The organism is Bacillus sp. AK25 (assembly GCF_048270685.1).
Classification (GTDB): Bacteria; Bacillota; Bacilli; order Bacillales; family Bacillaceae; genus Bacillus; species Bacillus altitudinis.
In genome coordinates this window covers 2,630,783-2,647,025 of the sequence record NZ_JBLUWC010000001.1, presented here as the reverse complement: position 1 = coordinate 2,647,025, position 16,243 = coordinate 2,630,783, and the positions used below count along the sequence as shown (strand labels likewise).

Genomic DNA, 16,243 nt, shown 5'->3' with positions numbered 1-16,243 from the left:
AAGTCCCGCTTCTTGTGAGAGCGGGACTTTGCTTTATGTGCCTTTTTTCTGATCACGGTATTTCCCAGGTGTCGTGCCTTCCAGCTTTTTGAAGGAGCGGATGAAATTTTGCGGATTTTTGTATTTTAGCTTTTCCGAAATTTCTTTCACCGACATATCCGTCTCCACCAACCAGTTTTTGGCGACATGATGTCTGTAAGACGAGAGATATTCACTAAAGGAGATATCCATTTCTTTTCTAAAAATACTACTTAAATAATTTGGATTATAGTGCAGGCGTGTAGCGATTTCGTCCAAGGTCAGATCTGAGTCAAATTCTTGATGAATGATATGAATGATTTTCTCTGAGATATTTTTATATTGAGAGTCTTCACGCGCGCCGAGCTGATCAATGATGGGTCGAATGATCTCATGTTTCAGCCACGCTTCTGTATCTTCAAACGTTTTAAACTCAAAGATCGTATCATAGAGCATTTTATTATCTTCGACTTCAAACAATTCAATGCCTAGCAAATGCATCAGCTCGATGAGATTGTTTAAAAAACGAGCGAGAGCAATCTGGTACTCATGTGGTCCAGCATTTTTAGAAAAAATGGATTGCAGAAGCACATGTAAATAGTGATCTGCCTTGCCTTGATCGCCTGCTTTAATGGCATCAAATAAATCATGCTGCAGCTGTTTTGGGAAGTGAGTCTTAAACGTCTTTCCTTGCTGAATATGCTCGTATAAAAGAATGGATTTTTTCTCTGCCTTGAGCCTGTATTTCAAGGCTTCTTTTCCCTCAATATAAGCATGTTTGGCCATAGAGAGCTCTTTAAATGAGCGACTGATCCCAATGCTGATCGACAAGCCCAGCTCTTCCTCAATCCGCTGCTGAATTGTTTCGGCTAATTGATTTAAATATTCAGTAAATTCCTCTTCTGACTTCGATTGATTGAGAACAATCGTCGTTTGATGCTGATTGACAACGGTCGGCTGAAGGTGCTCCTCTAGCGGAATAATCTGCTCAATCAGTCCATTTATCGCAAATAAAAGCAAGTCTGCATCCTTTTTTTCATACGGCGTTCCTTTTAGTGTATCGATTTGGGTCACAAGCATGGACAAATGGGACCAGTCACGAGGAAAGCCTAGACTTTGAAATCGGTTGTGAATCTCTTCTTCCGTCAGCTTGCCAAGCAGCAGTCGCACCATAAAGTATTGCTGTAAGTGTGTCACTTGCTGCTCAATCCGTTCCTCTAGATCATTGTTTTGATCTTTCATTTGTTTAATGCTCGATTCGATGAGCTCAAATTCATTTTGGAAAGGCTGTTTATGCAAAAACGACTCATTACGTGCAAAGGATTCGTATAATAAGCGAATCGGTTTATAAAAGTGTCTAGATCCAAACCATGAAAATAACAATGAAAGCGCTAACAAAATAAAGCAAATAATAAAGGTGATCCACCCAATTGATTTCGTTTGCTGCTTTAGTTCTGGAATGGAGACAAAGGATAAGTATGTCCATTCGTTATAATCTGATTTTTGAAACGTAATTTGATAGTTTAGTTCATCGATTTTCATATCAAATTGTCCGGATCGTTCTTCAAGTGACAGGACATGTTTGACGAAATCTTGATTTTTTAACGAGTCACCAATTTGTTCTTTTCGATTATGTAGCAGTACTTTTCCGTTTGTATCAATGACAAACATACTATCAGATTGAGAGAAATCAGGCATGTTGTCAGCAATCACGCAGCTTGGAATGCTGGCGACGGCGATCCCCTTTTTTTGGACACTGTTCATTGGAAGCTGCTTAATTAAATTCACATTGTATTTGCAAAAGGATGTCTTTCCTTCTTTTGTTGAGACAAGTGGATTATTTTCTTCAAGTGCCCAGCTGGAATGACTCGGAATATTGAGGTAAGAGGTTAACGCTTTCTCTTGATCTCCGTTTGAGACATGATAAAGACCAGAATTGTTCATATACCAATCTTCCATTTTACTAACAAGTGTAATATTGGAGAGATCGGTGTCGAAGGTTTGCAGGTAATTCAGTTCTTGCTGGACTTGATTATAAAGTTGGAATTGGTCTGGATTTAAAGGTTCTGCCAGTGTTTGAAGGAGAGGCGGCGAACTGACATAGTGAGTGAGAGAATGATCTACTGTCTTTAGAATATGCTCAATATTGGATTGCGTTTGTTTGACGCTGTCCAGCTTTTCATTTGAAATATTTTCGAGTGCAGTTTTTTGCGAATGCTGATAAGAAAAAATACCGACAATAATAACAGGAATCGTACTAAGCACGAAAAAAAACGTCACCAGCTTGTAATAAAATTTATACTGCTTTCTTTTCATAAAACCCCCCATTTCAAACGAAACAATCTTTTCCCCTTAGTTTATTAATCCAAAAATCTGGTAGGTTTGTCAATAATCATTTTCTGAGATTAGGATCATTTTCTTATGTTTTATGTAACGTTTTGAGTAGCTTCCCCTGAGTAAATATGATCTGATGATATGATTGTAGACAGATTTTTCATCCTTAAGATACAGTTAACACATGCATCAGCATGAGGGGAGGCTTTATCTGTGAAAACACAGGATGTCACTGCCAAGGGTGTGCCTGCGGCAGCTTTGAAAAAAGAAAAGAGAAAGCGCTTACTTAATCAATTACTTAGTCAAAAATTTCTGTATTTAATGATTTTGCCAGGGCTCCTTTATTTTCTTGTCTTTAAATATGTCCCTATGTGGGGGCTGATCATTGCTTTTCAAGATTACCAGCCGTTTCTCGGAATTCTTGGCAGTGAGTGGGTTGGCTTCAAACACTTTATTCGCTTATTTACAGAACCAACATTTTTCATCTTATTAAAAAATACGCTCATTTTATTTGCCATGAATGTCGTGATTTTCTTTCCGATTCCGATCTTATTAGCCCTTCTTTTAAACGAGGTCAGATTGGCACTGTTTAAGAAATTTGTTCAGACAATGATTTATATTCCTCACTTCATGTCATGGGTGATTGTCGTGTCCTTATCTTTTGTTTTGTTAACGGTAGATGGCGGGTTAATCAATGAATTGATTGCTTTCTTCGGAGGAGAAAAGATTAACTTCCTTCTTAGTCAAGAATGGTTTAGACCCATGTACATTTTGCAGGTAATCTGGAGAGAAGCGGGTTGGTCAACCATTATTTATCTTGCGGCGATTACAGCAGTGGATCCGCAGCTATATGAAGCAGCAAAAATGGATGGAGCCGGTAGACTTAGACAAATGTGGCACATCACCCTTCCTGCGATTAAAAGTGTCATTGTTGTACTGCTCATTTTAAAAATCGGTGATACATTAGAGCTTGGATTTGAACATGTCTATTTATTACTCAATGCGACCAACAGGGAAGTCGCAGAGATTTTTGATACGTATGTGTATACAGCTGGTCTGAAGCAAGGACAATTCAGCTATAGTACCGCTGTTGGTTTATTTAAAGCAGCCGTTGGACTTATTTTGGTCATGATGGCAAACCGTTTAGCGAAGAAGTTTGGAGAAGAAGGGATTTATTAAAAGGGGAGATGAAGACCAATGACTTTATCGATTGAAAAGGGATCACCGCTTGAGCATGCAGAGAAATTAGCACAAACAATAATGAAAGCGTATACACCGATTGAACTTCCGCCAGCTGGAAGGTGGCACTATCATCAAGGGGTTTTCCTTTGCGGAGTGATGAAGCTTTACGAAGCAACAGAAAACGAGGCGTACTTTGATTATGTGAAAAATTATGCAGACTCACTCATTGATGACCATGGGAATCTGTTATTCCGAAGAGACGAGCTTGATGCCATTCAAGCAGGGCTCATTTTATTCCCGCTGATTGAAAGAACGGGAGAGAAGCGGTATGTGAAGGCAGCAGAAAAGCTTCGGGGGCTTTACCTGACGCTGAATCGCACGTCTGAGGGCGGATTTTGGCATAAAGACAATTATGCCTATCAAATGTGGCTAGATGGTCTTTATATGGGTGGGCCTTTTGCTTTAAAGTATGCCCAGTTGACAGGAGAATCGGAGCTGGTGGACATGGTCATCCATCAAGAGCATCTCATGAGAAAGCATACCAAAGATGAAAAAACGGGCCTTTACTATCACGCATGGGATGAACGGAAAGTGATGCCATGGGCTGATCAACAGACGGGCTGTTCCCCAGAATTTTGGGCAAGATCCTTTGGCTGGTATGTCCTTGCGTTAGCCGATATGATCGAAGATTTACCAGAAGGACATGAAGGACGAAAAGTGTGGAAGGACACACTGACAGATATGCTGGAAAGTGTGGCAAAATATCAGGACGACGAAACGGGTCTATGGCATCAAATCATTGATAAAGGAAGTCATAGCGACAACTGGCTTGAAAGCTCAGGGTCATGTCTATTCATATATGCGATGGCAAAAGCCATGAATGAAGGATATGTCAGTCTTCGATATGTTGATCACGTGGTCAAAGCGTATCAAGGATTGATTCAGTATAAAACGGAGGAAAAAGACAACGGCGATTTTACAGTGAACGATATTTGTATTGGAACATCTGCGGGATTTTATGACTATTACGTTGGCAGAGAGCGGAGCACGAATGATTTGCATGGAGCAGGCGCTTTTATTATGGCGTTAACTGAACTAGAAAAGCTGTCTGTGTTTCAAAAGGTATGAGGCGGCATCAAAGGGCTGCGGCATGGCTCTTAAGCTTCATCGCTGCCTTTTATTTGTCCGCCTGTCAGGGGAAAACAGAGGGGATTGATGTCCTTATTTTTTCTGACATGTCAAAAGCAATGAAAGACCAATTAGTGGAGAAAGCTTTTCAACCAAATCAGGAGACATATGACGTTCACATCTTCCCTGCAATTCCTGAAAAACTTCTTGTTGAAATAACTGCAAAAGAGGGGGACGTGATGTTTGTCCCGGAAGAAATGTTTAGAACATATGATGACCCTGAAAGCTTTCAGCTGCTTGAAGAGATGCGGGTAGATGGCGAAGGGGCAGGACCATATACGGTAGAAGATGCAAAGACGGGAAATACAGTCAATTATGCGGTCCAAATCAAGAAAGGAACAAAGCAGCTAAATGGCTATACCTTTCGATTACATCGAGATATGGTCGCCTTCATTCCTGTGTATGCGGAGAAATCTAAAGAGGCACTGTCTCTCATGAAGCAGCTTCGTGAAAACCAATAGAAAAAGGGGTGGGGGAATGTGAAAAGGGTCGCCGTTTGCGGGCTCAGTCACCGCGCTTTCAATATGTTTATCAAACCGCTCACCGAGGATTTTAACGAGCATTACAGGATTACAGGGCTCCTAGATGTAGATGAGAAGCGGTATACACTTTGTCAGGAGCGTTTTCCATCACTAAGGGGCGTCTCATTTTTTCATGAGGATGCATTTGGTCAGATGGTGAAGGAAGCAAGACCAGATATCGTCATTGTGGCGGGGCGAGATGATACACATGTCACATATATCCTGCAGGCACTGGATCATGATCTGGATGTCATAACGGAAAAGCCGATGGTCACAACAGCAAAAGACGCCAAACGGGTGATGGAAAAAGAGGCAGAAAGCAAAGGGAAGGTCACCGTCACCTTTAATTATCGCTACAATCCATTCCATCGAAAGATAAAAGAGCTCATTTTAGATGGAAAGATTGGCAGGGTCACGTCTGTTGAGTTAAGCTGGCTCATTGATACGTATCACGGAGCCAGTTATTTTAAAAGGTGGAACCGCTCGCGTCAATATTCAGGCGGTCTGTCTATTCATAAATCGACCCATCACTTTGACTTGGTCAACTGGTGGATTGATCAAAAGCCGAAGCAAGTATTTGCCTATGGCGCACTGAATTATTATGGGGATGAAAGTCCTTGGAATCCTTTGCAGGGTGAAGAGAATCGATATTGTGGAACCTGTCATGTAAGAGATACCTGTCATTATGAAGCAAGGTGGAATCCGCGGGTAGAGCGCACAAAGGTGGAGGATGACCATATTGAATCAGGTGAGCAGCAGTCAAAGCAATACTCGAATTATCGCCCAGATGCCTGTATTTTTGATCAAGAAATTGATATTGAGGATACATATGTGGCGTCAGTGGCTTATGATCAGGGGGCTTTGTTAAGTTACTCGATTCAATTTTCAGCGCCATATGAAGGCTACCGGCTTGCGATTAACGGGACGAAGGGACGGATTGAAACAAATGAGTTTCATGTGCCATCGAGAATCCCTTTTCAATTCCCTGAACAGACAATTGCATACTACCCGATGTTTGGTGGAAAAGAAACGATTGAAGTTGTGAAGCAATCAGGTGGTCATGGAGGCGGAGATCCGCTATTATTAGCAGATTTATTTTTAAGAAAAGATCCGCTCATTCCTTATGACATTTCGGCAGGAGCAGAGGCGGGTGCTTATTCCATTGCACTTGGCGAAGGCATGTGGCGCTCAGTTGCAGAAAAACGTCCGATTGAAATAGAAGAATTGTTTCAAAAAGAGACGGTGTAACGAGAAAGAGAGGAGGGAAGAGAGATGGATCATGATGGATCAATGAGCAGAATGTTGCGCATGTGTGAGTGGGTGATGAGACTTGCCTATACGAATTTGTTATGGCTTTTGTTCACTTTACTTGGGCTTGGAATCTTTGGCTTCATGCCTGCAACAACAGCGTTATTTTCTGTGATGAGAAAGTGGATACAAGGGCATGAGCAAGTCAGCGTCTTTCAAACCTTTTGGAAAGTATACCGCGAAGAATTTGTACGCTCTAATGTCATTGGAGTGGTGCTGGTCATCATCGGGACAATTATTTATGTAGACCTTGCTTATATTTATCCAACGAGCTGGTTTTTACACGTGCTTCGCTTTGCGATCTATATCTTTGGTTTTCTGTTTATTGTCAGCTTGTTTTATATCTTTCCGCTGCTGGCTCATTATGATTGGAAAAAGCGTCTTTATTTGAAATTTTCCCTTCTACTTGGGATCTCGTATTTGCAATATACGCTCTCTATGCTCGTTTTCTCGGCTGTTCTCTTTATCCTATTTGCTTATTTGCCAGGGATCGTGCCGTTTTTTAGCATCAGCATTCTCGCATATGGCCACATGTGGCTAGCCTATCAAGTGTTTAAAAAGATAGAGTTTGAAAGCGAGCAGCCGGCAGTTGATGTGAAGAAACGATTCCCGTCTTTCCTTCAATCCAAGCGGGTGAATACGCAGTGATGTGTATGATTTGCTATAATGGTGTCACCGTGAATAAAAGGAGAGATGAGAGTCGTGTCAGTAAAAGAAATTTCAATAGAAGAATTAAAGCAAAAGCTAGAGCAAGAAGAAGCCATTCAACTCGTCGATGTGCGTGAGGATGAAGAGGTAGCAGAAGGCATGATTCCAGAGGCAGTCCATATTCGAATGGGCGATATTCCTGAGAAGCTAGATGCGTTTGATAAGACGCAAGAGTATTATATTATTTGCCGTTCTGGTAAACGCAGTGAGAATGTCTGCTATTTCTTAGAAGACCAAGGCTATCAAGCAACCAATGTCGTTGGCGGCATGCTTGCATGGACAGGAGAAACAAAACCGAAGCTGTAAAAAGAAGTCCTTTCATCGACAAGATGGAAGGCTTTTTTTGTTCATATGTCCGTCTCTATTTGCATAAAAATAGAGTAGCAAGAGAAGGGAGAGTGGCATATGTGCTGAAGGTAGCTGTATTTGATGAAGAACACGAGAAAGATTTGCAAAGCGAAATCAATCTTTTTTTAAAAGGAATGGACGACGACCAAATTATTGACATCAAATACAATGTGGCGGTGATCTGTGAGCAAGGAGGAGAGCAGCTCTACTGTTTTTCAGCGCTCATTTTATATAAAAAATAAAAGGACCTGCTGAAGGGTCCTTTTGCCATGATCAACTAGCGTCAATATGTAAACGATGCTTTTTGCAGTGAACGCATTGAAAGAGGTAGCCTTGCAAGTCTCCTCCGTTCACGAGCCATTGTTTCAGGTTCTCTTTTGTGAAATGTCCACCGCTGCAAATCTCTTCAATATCCTCTGAGAGTTCTTCTTCTAAATGCTCAATCTCTTTCCATCCAACATTCTGCACAATCGCGCAAAAATCCCCGCAATGGCTTAACCAATATTCCTGCTGCCATCCTCGGTAACCCGGCGTTCTGAAGATCAGTTCATCTATATATTCTTCATGATCGACGTCATCACAACTCACATCGTCTTGAAACATTCCATTATATGTTTGAGCAGCTGATCCATCTTTAATGCACCAAGGACAAATGCCAGAAACGTCTTCAACAGAATAAAAAGGACCATGATATACATAATCTCGTTCTTTCTCACAAACGGGGCATATCGTCTGCTCTTTTTTAATCACATGTAATGAAACTGGGTCTGGGTTGTACTTGAACGTAGGTAACGTCATATAAACCTCCATTATGTAGAAAAGTGATGATTCAACACTATTTTATCGGAATACGCCATGTCATGACAATCTTCAATTATTTCAACGAGAAAAAAAGCCGTTCGGATGAGGAACGACTTTTCTCTTGTGATGATTATGCTTTTTTTACTCTTGGACTTCTTGGTTTATTGTACTTATTTGCTTGTTTAATTGCTCTTCGTTCTTCATTTAATGATTTGTACAGGGATACAATCATTAAAATGATGACAACAGAGAACGGTAAAGCAGCAAGTTTGGCTGTGTTTTGCAAGGCCTGAAGACCGCCTGAAAATAAGAGCACTGCCGCTACTGCTGACTGGATAATACCCCAGCTGATCTTTACACTATTCGCTGGATTTAATGATCCATAGGTTGTCTGCATTCCGAGAACGAATGTAGCTGAGTCTGCTGATGTGATAAAGAATACCGCAATTAAAATCAGTGCCAGAATGGATGTAATCATGGCGAGTGGGTATTCATTTAAAACACCAAACAGCATCGTTTCAGTAGACATGTTTGCAACATCGACGATATTGTTCTGTTGTAAGTCCATTGCAGATACGCCAAAGATTGAGAACCAAAGGAACACGAGGATGGAAGGAGCCACTAAGACACCAATTAAAAATTCTCGAATGGTTCTCCCGCGTGAAACCCTTGCAATAAAAATACCGACAAATGGCGACCAAGAGATCCACCATGCCCAATAGAAGATGGTCCATCCATTAATCCATTCTCTCTTTTCAGGATCATTTGGTGATAATCTAAAGCTCATTTGTACAATATTTGATAAGTATTGACCGATTGAATCAGTAAATGAATTTAAAATATACACAGTTGGTCCAACAATGAGTAAAAAGATCATAAGCAAAGCAGCAAAGATCATATTTGAATTACTTAAATATTTAATCCCTTTACCAATACCGCTCCAAGCAGAGAGAAGGAACAGGACCGTGACGATTGCAATAATGATGAGCTGAGTTAGGAAGTTATTTGGAATACCAAATAAATAGTTTAATCCGCCATTAATTTGTGCGGCACCTAGTCCTAAACTAGTGGCTACACCGACCACCGTTGCAAATACTGCGATGCAATCAATGGTTTTTCCAATCCATCCATGAATTCTGTTTCCGAATACTGGGTATAAGGTGGAACTGATTAATCCAGGTGCATCTTTTCTAAATTTAAAGTATGCAATGCAAAGGGCGACAATTGCATAAATGGCCCATGCATGAAGTCCCCAGTGGAAAAAGGTATAACGAAGGGAATCACGGAAGGCTTGTGCATTTTCCGTCTCGCCTGTTGGGGATTGAATGGCAAAGTGGCTGATCGGTTCAGCGGCTCCGTAAAAAACAAGCCCAATGCCCATTCCAGCACTAAATAGCATGGCGAACCAAGAAAAAAGACCAAATTCAGGCTCTTCACCTGGCTTTCCTAACGTAATTTTTCCGATAGGGCTAAAGATAAAGAATAGACAAAAGCCGACTAGCAGCGATACGACTAATAAATAATACCAGCCAAAGTCATTTGTAATGTATGTTTGAATTTGATCTGTCACATTTTGCAGCGTATCTGGAGAAAGGGCTCCCCATAGAACGGCAATAAATGTGATAGCAATCACAATCCAAAATACACTTGATACGTTTTTCACACCATCTCACTCTCCTGTTGTTCTACACGTTTAAGCAGAGGATTTAATTTAATATCCCCTGTCTCAACTATTTTCAAACAAAAAGAGGCGAGTTTCTCACTCGACCTCTATTTTACCGTAACATGTTTTGCTTCCATTTATCAACCATCGATGTGTGAAGATGACTTTTCTTCAATTCTTTTGCGCAGACGGTAGACATATTCTTTTAAACAAACAGCGAAAATCGTAAACGCTAAAATAATGGTAATTTTTAACGGGGTAATGGACAGCTTCATAAAGAAAGCGGCTGTCAAACTAATGACAACTGCAAGGACAATCGGAAGTGCGCGTCTAATCATTGAAATCTCTCCTTTACTTCTAGTGCGGCATTCATGCCAGCTAACCTGCCTGTCACAAGTGCTGACGTAATATTGTAACCGCCTGTGTAACCGTGAATATCTAAAATTTCTCCGCAGAAATAAAGACCGGCCATTTTTTTGGATGCCATTTTCTTCGGTTCAATTTCTTTGACAGAAACGCCGCCTCCTGTAACAAAGGCTTTATCTAAAGAAAGCGTCCCATTTGCATGAACGATGAAATGTTTACAATCATGCGCAAAAGCGCGGAGTTTCTCTTTAGCGAGACCAGAAAATGTCTCCTGCGGATCAATGCCATTTCGTTCTAAAAGGAACAATAAATAGCGCTCTTGCATCCAAGATTTCAGGACATTTTTAATGGCTTTTTTTGGTTCATCTTTTAAATCACGATGAAGTTTTTGGAAAAGCTCCTCGTCATTGAGCTTTGGGTATAAGTCAATTTGAAGACGGACGGCCGGTTGCTTTTTCAGTTCCTTCACAACAAATCCGCTGCATCTCAGAACGGCAGGACCTGATAAGCCAAAGTGTGTAAAGATCATATCCATGACATGAGTGACGACGGGTTTTCCTTTTTTATTTAAAACACTCACAGCCACACTTCTTAATGACAGACCTTGTAGCACTTTGTCCTTAATAAAACGCTCGTCTGACGTGACGGGTACTTCTGTTGGGAAGAGCTCTGTAATGGTATGACCAGCGGCTTCTGCCCATGCATAGCCATCGCCAGTAGAGCCTGTATGCGGCACACTTTTCCCGCCAACAGCAATGACAACGGCATGACTTGAAATTTTTTCATCATTATTTGTAACAATTCCAGCTGCTTGTCCGTCTTGATACAGAACGGTTTTAATCTTTTCATTCGTTCGAATGGTCACATTGAGCGCGCGGAGCCTATCCAATAGGGCATCCACAACAGATTGTGCTTTGTTTGAGACAGGGAACATACGTCCATGGTCTTCTTCTTTTAGTTCAATACCTAGATTTTCAAAGAACGAAATAATATCCTCGTTATTGAACTCAGAAAATGCACTATATAGAAAACGGCCGTTTCCGGGAATATGCTTGATAATTTCTTCTACTGGAAGGCGATTGGTCACATTGCAGCGTCCACCGCCAGAAATGGCGAGCTTTCTGCCAAGTTTGTTTCCTTTGTCAATTAACAGAACCGATGCACCGTGTTCTGCCGATGCAATCGCGGCCATCAGTCCAGAAGGTCCACCGCCAATGACAATGACATCATAATGTTTCATGTTACATTCCTCTTTCTACTTTCAGTCATTTCTCTATTATAACGAAGATTGGGGAAGGCTGAAATATGAATTGATTGGTTTTGTGACTTCTGTATTGGATTTGTTACCTGTGCGATGAAATGATGTGTTAAAATAGTTAAGTTGAATATTCATTAGAAAAATGGTGGTTAAGCGCATGTCTAATAAACTGCTTCGTGGTACGTTGGTTTTAACGATAGGGACTTATCTCTCTCGTATTCTTGGTATGATTTACTTAATTCCATTTAGCGCAATGGTCGGAGCGACTGGTGGTGCGCTATTCCAATATGGATACAATCAGTATACGATCTTTTTAAGTATTGCTACGCTCGGTTTTCCAACAGCGGTATCGAAATTCGTCTCTAAATATAATGCAATCGGCGATTATGAGACAACAAGAAAAATGTTCAGGGCGGGTATGTCGGTCATGCTTGTCACCGGTATTATCGCCTTTTCTATTTTATATTTGACCGCACCGATCTTTGCCAAGATTCAGCTTGGAGGATCGAATGAAACGGGCGGTTTGACGGTCGATCAAGTGGTTTATGTGATTCGGATGGTCAGTTTGGGTCTATTGGTTGTACCCATTATGAGTCTTGTGCGAGGGTTTTTCCAAGGGCACTCGATGATGGGCCCGACAGCTGTTTCCCAAGTCATCGAACAACTTGTCAGAATCATCTTCCTATTAACAGCGACGTTTATCATTTTAAAAGTGCTTGACGGCGGTCTTGTTATTGCGGTTGGTTATGCCACATTTGCCGCACTCATTGGTGCGTTTGGCGGTCTATTTACGCTTTATTTATATTGGCTGAAGCGGAAAGATCGGCTTTTGGCAATGCAGCCGAATACAGGGGACTATTCTGGATTATCTTATAAGCAAATGTTTACAGAGCTGTTCAGTTATGCAGCACCCTATGTGTTTGTTGGGCTTGCCATTCCGATTTATTCTTATATTGATACAAATACAATTAACAGAGCAATGATTGCATCAGGACATCAGGATATTAGTACAGCGGTCCTGTCTATTGTGACGTTATATTTACCGAAGCTCGTCATGATTCCTGTGTCACTTGCAACTGCATTTGGTTTAACATTGATTCCAACCATTACGGAATCCTTTACAGCACGTAATTACAAGCTGTTGAATCGGCAAATTGATCAAACGATGCAGGTCATTTTATTCTTCGTTCTGCCTGCTTCATTTGGTATTTCGGCATTGGCTGGACCAGTTTATTGGTTTTTCTATCCATCTGTGCATCCTGAGATTGGGACTTCTATTTTGTTTTGGTATGCACCTGTTGCGTTACTGTTTTCTTTATTCACCATTAACGCAGCGATTTTACAAGGGATTAACAAACAAAAATTTGCGATCGTCAGTCTTTTGTTAGGGATCATCATTAAAACGGTTCTCAATATCCCGCTGATTAGCTGGTTGCAAGGAAACGGTTCTGTGCTTGCAACGGCATTAGGATACAGTGCCTCGATTTTGTATATGTTCATCATGATCAAGCGCCATGCAGGCTATTCGTTCCGCAGGATTTTCAAACGGTTTATTTTAATTGGTATTTTAACGGCAATCATGGCTGTAGTGGCTTATGTGACATGTCAGCTTGTGAGTCAAGTCATTTCATATGAAGGCGGAATCATACAAGCTGGTATTGTTATTTTGATTTCAATGATCACTGGCGGCGGTGTGTATATGTTCTTATCTTATAAAGTTGGATTGTTAGAGCGTGTACTTGGCAGCCGGATGCCATCATTTTTAAGAAAAAAGAGTTAGAAGAGGTGGAGAAGCATGAGGCTTGATAAATTGCTGGCCAATACCGGCTTTGGTTCAAGGAAAGATGTAAAGAAGCTGGTCAAGGCCCGGGCTGTCACAGTGAATGGAGTAGTGGCGAAGCAGGTGAAAGATCATGTCGATCCAACAAATGATGAAGTGCTCGTGCATGGAGAGCGTGTAGAGTATAAAGAATTCATTTATCTCATGATGAACAAGCCAGACGGTGTCATTTCAGCAACGGAGGATCTGCGAGATGAGACGGTTGTCGATCTACTAGAGCCAGAGGATATTGCAAGGGAGCCATTCCCTGTGGGGAGACTGGATAAGGATACAGTCGGTCTCCTCCTCCTTACAAATGACGGCCAGCTTGCTCATCAATTGTTATCTCCGAAAAAGCATGTCCCGAAAACGTATGAAGTTCATCTGAAATACCCGCTTGGAGATCAAGACATCACTCGTCTTGAAGAGGGAGTTGTGATTTTAGACGACTACCGAACGAAGCCGGCGAAGGTTGAAGTAGATGCCAACCAAGAGGCAGATACACGAATCCGTTTAACGATTACTGAAGGGAAGTACCATCAAGTGAAGCTGATGGCACAAGCAGTGGGCAATGAAGTGATCTTTTTAAAACGGCTCTCGATGGGAGCTGTTTCATTAGACGAAGATTTGGCGCCTGGAGAATACCGTGAATTGACGGAGGAAGAGTTAGACAGCTTAATCAATCGTGATTAATATAGAGAAAATGAAAAGAACCGGCATATCGCCGGTTCTTTTTGTTATATGGAAGTTCATTATTCGCTTATGATGATATTTTTACTTTTTTTCTCGTTGTTTCCCATTTGCCTCTGCTTGGACTATGAACAAGATCGTTATAGGCAAGCACGTTTAAGTCTCTTTGGATGGTTCTAGGTGTGATCCCGAATTCATCAACCAGTTCTTGTGTCGTCACAAGACCTTTCTCTTGAATGAACATATAAACTGATTTTATTCGAGTCATCATACGGTTTGTTGAAGGTTTCAAAAAACCACTCCCTATCAATAAGATCGGATGGACTTGACTAACCACAACTTACTACACTAAAACTGCGACATAAGGACATGCAACAATGGTAAATGTTCGTGTTTCTTAATGTTTTATTCTATTATACACGTTATTATGCATCTAGTTCCACCAAAAAGTCAACTTTACGTGTTTTTAAACTTGTCTTTATGAATGAAATTATGTTATATATCATGATTTGAATCCGGTTACAACCCAATAAACACAAGGCGTATAAAGAAGTTTACCACTTAAGAAAGATCAAAAAATAAACACAGAAAATTTACAAAATAAAAAATCATTCATACAAAAAAGACACATTCAAATGAGAAATGTGTCTTTTTATTTTGGCTATCCTTCTAAGAAAAAGAGCTGCACGAAAAATAAGACGGCGAAAATGAGCACAAGAATATGCACTTCTTTCCATTTTCCTTTTGCCAGCTTCACAAGTGGATATGAAATAAATCCTAGTGAAATTCCTGTAGAGATGCTAGATGTCAGCGGCATGGAAAGAATCACAAGAAAAGCAGGAAATGCTTCGTCAAGCTCATTCCAGCGAATACGTGACACTGAATTCATCATCAAACAGCCGACAATGATTAAGACAGGTGAAGTGATGGACGGCAAAGACGAAATGGCTTGAACGAGCGGACCAAAAAACAAGGCCACAATAAACAATGCAGCAACAGTTAAAGAGGTCAGTCCAGTTCTTCCACCAGCGGCAACTCCTGATGATGATTCAATGTAAGCTGTGGTTGGGCTTGTTCCAAACATTGAGCCAATTGTCGTCGCAGCAGAGTCAGCAAGTAAGGCTCTGCGTACTTTTGGGAGCTGACCATTTTTCATTAAACCTGCTTGTTCCGCAACCCCGATCATTGTTCCTGTTGTATCAAAAATCGTCACAAGTAAAAAGGAGAAGACAACAGCATACAAGTGATGGGAAAATACATCGCCAAACGCAGCGAATGGATTTGTAATCAGCATTCCTTCAGGCAGTGCTGGGGTATCCACTAACACTTTAGGAAAATGAAGCTGGCCTGTTGCAAGTGCAATTAACGTGGTTGCTAACATGCCGATAAACAGCGCTCCATTCACTTGAAGAACCATTAATATGACAGAAATCATTAAACCAACGAGTGTCAAAATGACAACAGGTGAGCTTAGATTGCCTAGTTTCACAAGGTTTTGTGGATCAGCAGTGATGATCCCAGACTGTCTTAGCCCAATGAATGCAATAAATAGTCCGATACCTGCTGTAATCCCGTACTTTAAATTATCTGGAATCGCCTCAATGAGTTGTTTTCTAAGGGATGTTAACGATAAAATGATAAAGAGTATTCCAGCAACAAATACCGCACTAAATGCTGTTTGATAGCTGAGACCCCCACCACCGACAACAGTGACGGTGAAATAGACATTCAGCCCCATACCTGGTGCAATGGCAATCGGATAGTTTGCAAAGAGTGCCATCCAGAGGGTACCGACAACAGCAGCGATAATGGTTGCAGTAAAGACTTGGTCAAAAGGAATGCCTGCATCTGAAAGGATTCCTGGATTGACGGCTACAATATATACCATCGTAAAAAATGTCGTCATACCAGCGAGTAATTCTTTCTTTATGTTGGTTTGGTTCTCTTTTAACTGAAACATAAAATCCTCCATTTACGAACATTATTACAAAACACTTAATATAATATTCGTTTTAAGGGTGGATTGCAACCTTTTTTCA

16 protein-coding genes are annotated in these 16,243 nt (G+C 41.0%); 9 read left to right on the top strand and 7 right to left on the bottom strand.

Annotated elements, in window-relative coordinates:
• Nucleotides 1-33: 33 nt before the first annotated feature.
• On the bottom strand, nucleotides 34-2,334 hold the full coding sequence (locus tag ACNO7B_RS13690) for a helix-turn-helix domain-containing protein (protein WP_019743703.1): 2,301 nt from the start codon (nucleotides 2,332-2,334) through the stop codon (nucleotides 34-36).
• A 231-nt stretch (nucleotides 2,335-2,565) separates the two neighbouring features.
• Here ACNO7B_RS13690 and ACNO7B_RS13685 point away from each other — a divergent pair, with 231 nt between their 5' ends.
• The 7 genes from ACNO7B_RS13685 (at nucleotide 2,566) to ACNO7B_RS13655 (ending at nucleotide 7,849) form a co-directional block, all read left to right on the top strand.
• A complete protein-coding gene (locus ACNO7B_RS13685; protein WP_008343019.1) occupies nucleotides 2,566-3,531 on the top strand; it encodes an ABC transporter permease in 966 nt (321 codons plus the stop codon).
• 18 nt (nucleotides 3,532-3,549) lie between these two features.
• Nucleotides 3,550-4,662, top strand: coding sequence for a glycoside hydrolase family 88 protein (locus tag ACNO7B_RS13680; RefSeq protein ID WP_135226551.1), 1,113 nt, complete (start codon nucleotides 3,550-3,552; stop codon nucleotides 4,660-4,662).
• Nucleotides 4,659-5,183, top strand: coding sequence for a hypothetical protein (locus ACNO7B_RS13675; RefSeq protein ID WP_058213929.1), 525 nt, complete (start codon nucleotides 4,659-4,661; stop codon nucleotides 5,181-5,183). The genes ACNO7B_RS13680 and ACNO7B_RS13675 overlap by 4 nt, the downstream gene beginning before the upstream one ends.
• Nucleotides 5,184-5,201: 18 nt before the next feature.
• Nucleotides 5,202-6,491 (top strand): Gfo/Idh/MocA family protein, encoded by a 1,290-nt coding sequence (locus ACNO7B_RS13670; RefSeq protein WP_417901619.1) that lies wholly within the window; start codon nucleotides 5,202-5,204, stop codon nucleotides 6,489-6,491.
• 24 nt (nucleotides 6,492-6,515) lie between these two features.
• Nucleotides 6,516-7,199, top strand: a complete 684-nt coding sequence (locus ACNO7B_RS13665) for a YesL family protein (protein WP_007501858.1) — start codon at nucleotides 6,516-6,518, stop codon at nucleotides 7,197-7,199.
• A 54-nt stretch (nucleotides 7,200-7,253) separates the two neighbouring features.
• Nucleotides 7,254-7,565 carry a rhodanese-like domain-containing protein gene (locus ACNO7B_RS13660; protein ID WP_017358336.1) on the top strand — a complete coding sequence of 104 codons (312 nt, stop codon included), beginning with the start codon at nucleotides 7,254-7,256 and terminating at the stop codon, nucleotides 7,563-7,565.
• 101 nt (nucleotides 7,566-7,666) lie between these two features.
• On the top strand, nucleotides 7,667-7,849 hold the full coding sequence (locus ACNO7B_RS13655) for a sporulation protein Cse60 (RefSeq protein ID WP_003217582.1): 183 nt from the start codon (nucleotides 7,667-7,669) through the stop codon (nucleotides 7,847-7,849).
• 31 nt (nucleotides 7,850-7,880) lie between these two features.
• On the opposite strand, the gene ACNO7B_RS13650 is transcribed toward ACNO7B_RS13655, so the two are convergent.
• From ACNO7B_RS13650 to ACNO7B_RS13635, 4 genes are all read right to left on the bottom strand, one after another.
• Nucleotides 7,881-8,405: a CbrC family protein gene (locus ACNO7B_RS13650; protein WP_035702081.1), complete on the bottom strand. Its 525-nt coding sequence runs from the start codon at nucleotides 8,403-8,405 to the stop codon at nucleotides 7,881-7,883.
• Nucleotides 8,406-8,538: 133 nt separating this feature from the next.
• Nucleotides 8,539-10,071, bottom strand: coding sequence for a glycine betaine transporter OpuD (gene opuD, locus ACNO7B_RS13645; RefSeq protein WP_035702077.1), 1,533 nt, complete (start codon nucleotides 10,069-10,071; stop codon nucleotides 8,539-8,541).
• 140 nt (nucleotides 10,072-10,211) lie between these two features.
• Nucleotides 10,212-10,409, bottom strand: coding sequence for a hypothetical protein (locus ACNO7B_RS13640; RefSeq protein WP_065460913.1), 198 nt, complete (start codon nucleotides 10,407-10,409; stop codon nucleotides 10,212-10,214).
• Nucleotides 10,406-11,677, bottom strand: a complete 1,272-nt coding sequence (locus tag ACNO7B_RS13635; RefSeq protein ID WP_366967989.1) for an NAD(P)/FAD-dependent oxidoreductase — start codon at nucleotides 11,675-11,677, stop codon at nucleotides 10,406-10,408. The genes ACNO7B_RS13640 and ACNO7B_RS13635 overlap by 4 nt, the downstream gene beginning before the upstream one ends.
• Nucleotides 11,678-11,852: 175 nt before the next feature.
• On the opposite strand from ACNO7B_RS13635, the gene ACNO7B_RS13630 reads away from it, so the two are divergent.
• Nucleotides 11,853-13,475 (top strand): putative polysaccharide biosynthesis protein, encoded by a 1,623-nt coding sequence (locus ACNO7B_RS13630; RefSeq protein WP_017358331.1) that lies wholly within the window; start codon nucleotides 11,853-11,855, stop codon nucleotides 13,473-13,475.
• Between the two features lie 15 nt (nucleotides 13,476-13,490).
• Nucleotides 13,491-14,207: a pseudouridine synthase gene (locus ACNO7B_RS13625; protein WP_366967990.1), complete on the top strand. Its 717-nt coding sequence runs from the start codon at nucleotides 13,491-13,493 to the stop codon at nucleotides 14,205-14,207.
• 67 nt (nucleotides 14,208-14,274) lie between these two features.
• Here ACNO7B_RS13625 and ACNO7B_RS13620 read toward each other — a convergent pair whose 3' ends face one another.
• Nucleotides 14,275-14,496, bottom strand: coding sequence for a DeoR family transcriptional regulator (locus ACNO7B_RS13620; protein ID WP_008356419.1), 222 nt, complete (start codon nucleotides 14,494-14,496; stop codon nucleotides 14,275-14,277).
• A gap of 369 nt (nucleotides 14,497-14,865) precedes the next feature.
• On the bottom strand, nucleotides 14,866-16,164 hold the full coding sequence (locus ACNO7B_RS13615) for an NCS2 family permease (protein ID WP_017358329.1): 1,299 nt from the start codon (nucleotides 16,162-16,164) through the stop codon (nucleotides 14,866-14,868).
• Nucleotides 16,165-16,243 lie beyond the last annotated feature (79 nt).

Excerpts from the sequence above, each read along its gene's own strand:
- ACNO7B_RS13690 (WP_019743703.1), bottom strand. The coding sequence starts at position 2,334 with ATGAAAAGAAAGCAGTATAAATTTTATTACAAGCTGGTGACGTTTTTT.
- ACNO7B_RS13680 (WP_135226551.1), top strand. The coding sequence starts at position 3,550 with ATGACTTTATCGATTGAAAAGGGATCACCGCTTGAGCATGCAGAGAAA.
- ACNO7B_RS13675 (WP_058213929.1), top strand. The coding sequence starts at position 4,659 with ATGAGGCGGCATCAAAGGGCTGCGGCATGGCTCTTAAGCTTCATCGCT.
- ACNO7B_RS13665 (WP_007501858.1), top strand. The coding sequence starts at position 6,516 with ATGGATCATGATGGATCAATGAGCAGAATGTTGCGCATGTGTGAGTGG.
- ACNO7B_RS13650 (WP_035702081.1), bottom strand. The coding sequence starts at position 8,405 with ATGACGTTACCTACGTTCAAGTACAACCCAGACCCAGTTTCATTACAT.
- ACNO7B_RS13640 (WP_065460913.1), bottom strand. The coding sequence starts at position 10,409 with ATGATTAGACGCGCACTTCCGATTGTCCTTGCAGTTGTCATTAGTTTG.
- ACNO7B_RS13635 (WP_366967989.1), bottom strand. The coding sequence starts at position 11,677 with ATGAAACATTATGATGTCATTGTCATTGGCGGTGGACCTTCTGGACTG.
- ACNO7B_RS13630 (WP_017358331.1), top strand. The coding sequence starts at position 11,853 with ATGTCTAATAAACTGCTTCGTGGTACGTTGGTTTTAACGATAGGGACT.
- ACNO7B_RS13625 (WP_366967990.1), top strand. The coding sequence starts at position 13,491 with ATGAGGCTTGATAAATTGCTGGCCAATACCGGCTTTGGTTCAAGGAAA.
- ACNO7B_RS13615 (WP_017358329.1), bottom strand. The coding sequence starts at position 16,164 with ATGTTTCAGTTAAAAGAGAACCAAACCAACATAAAGAAAGAATTACTC.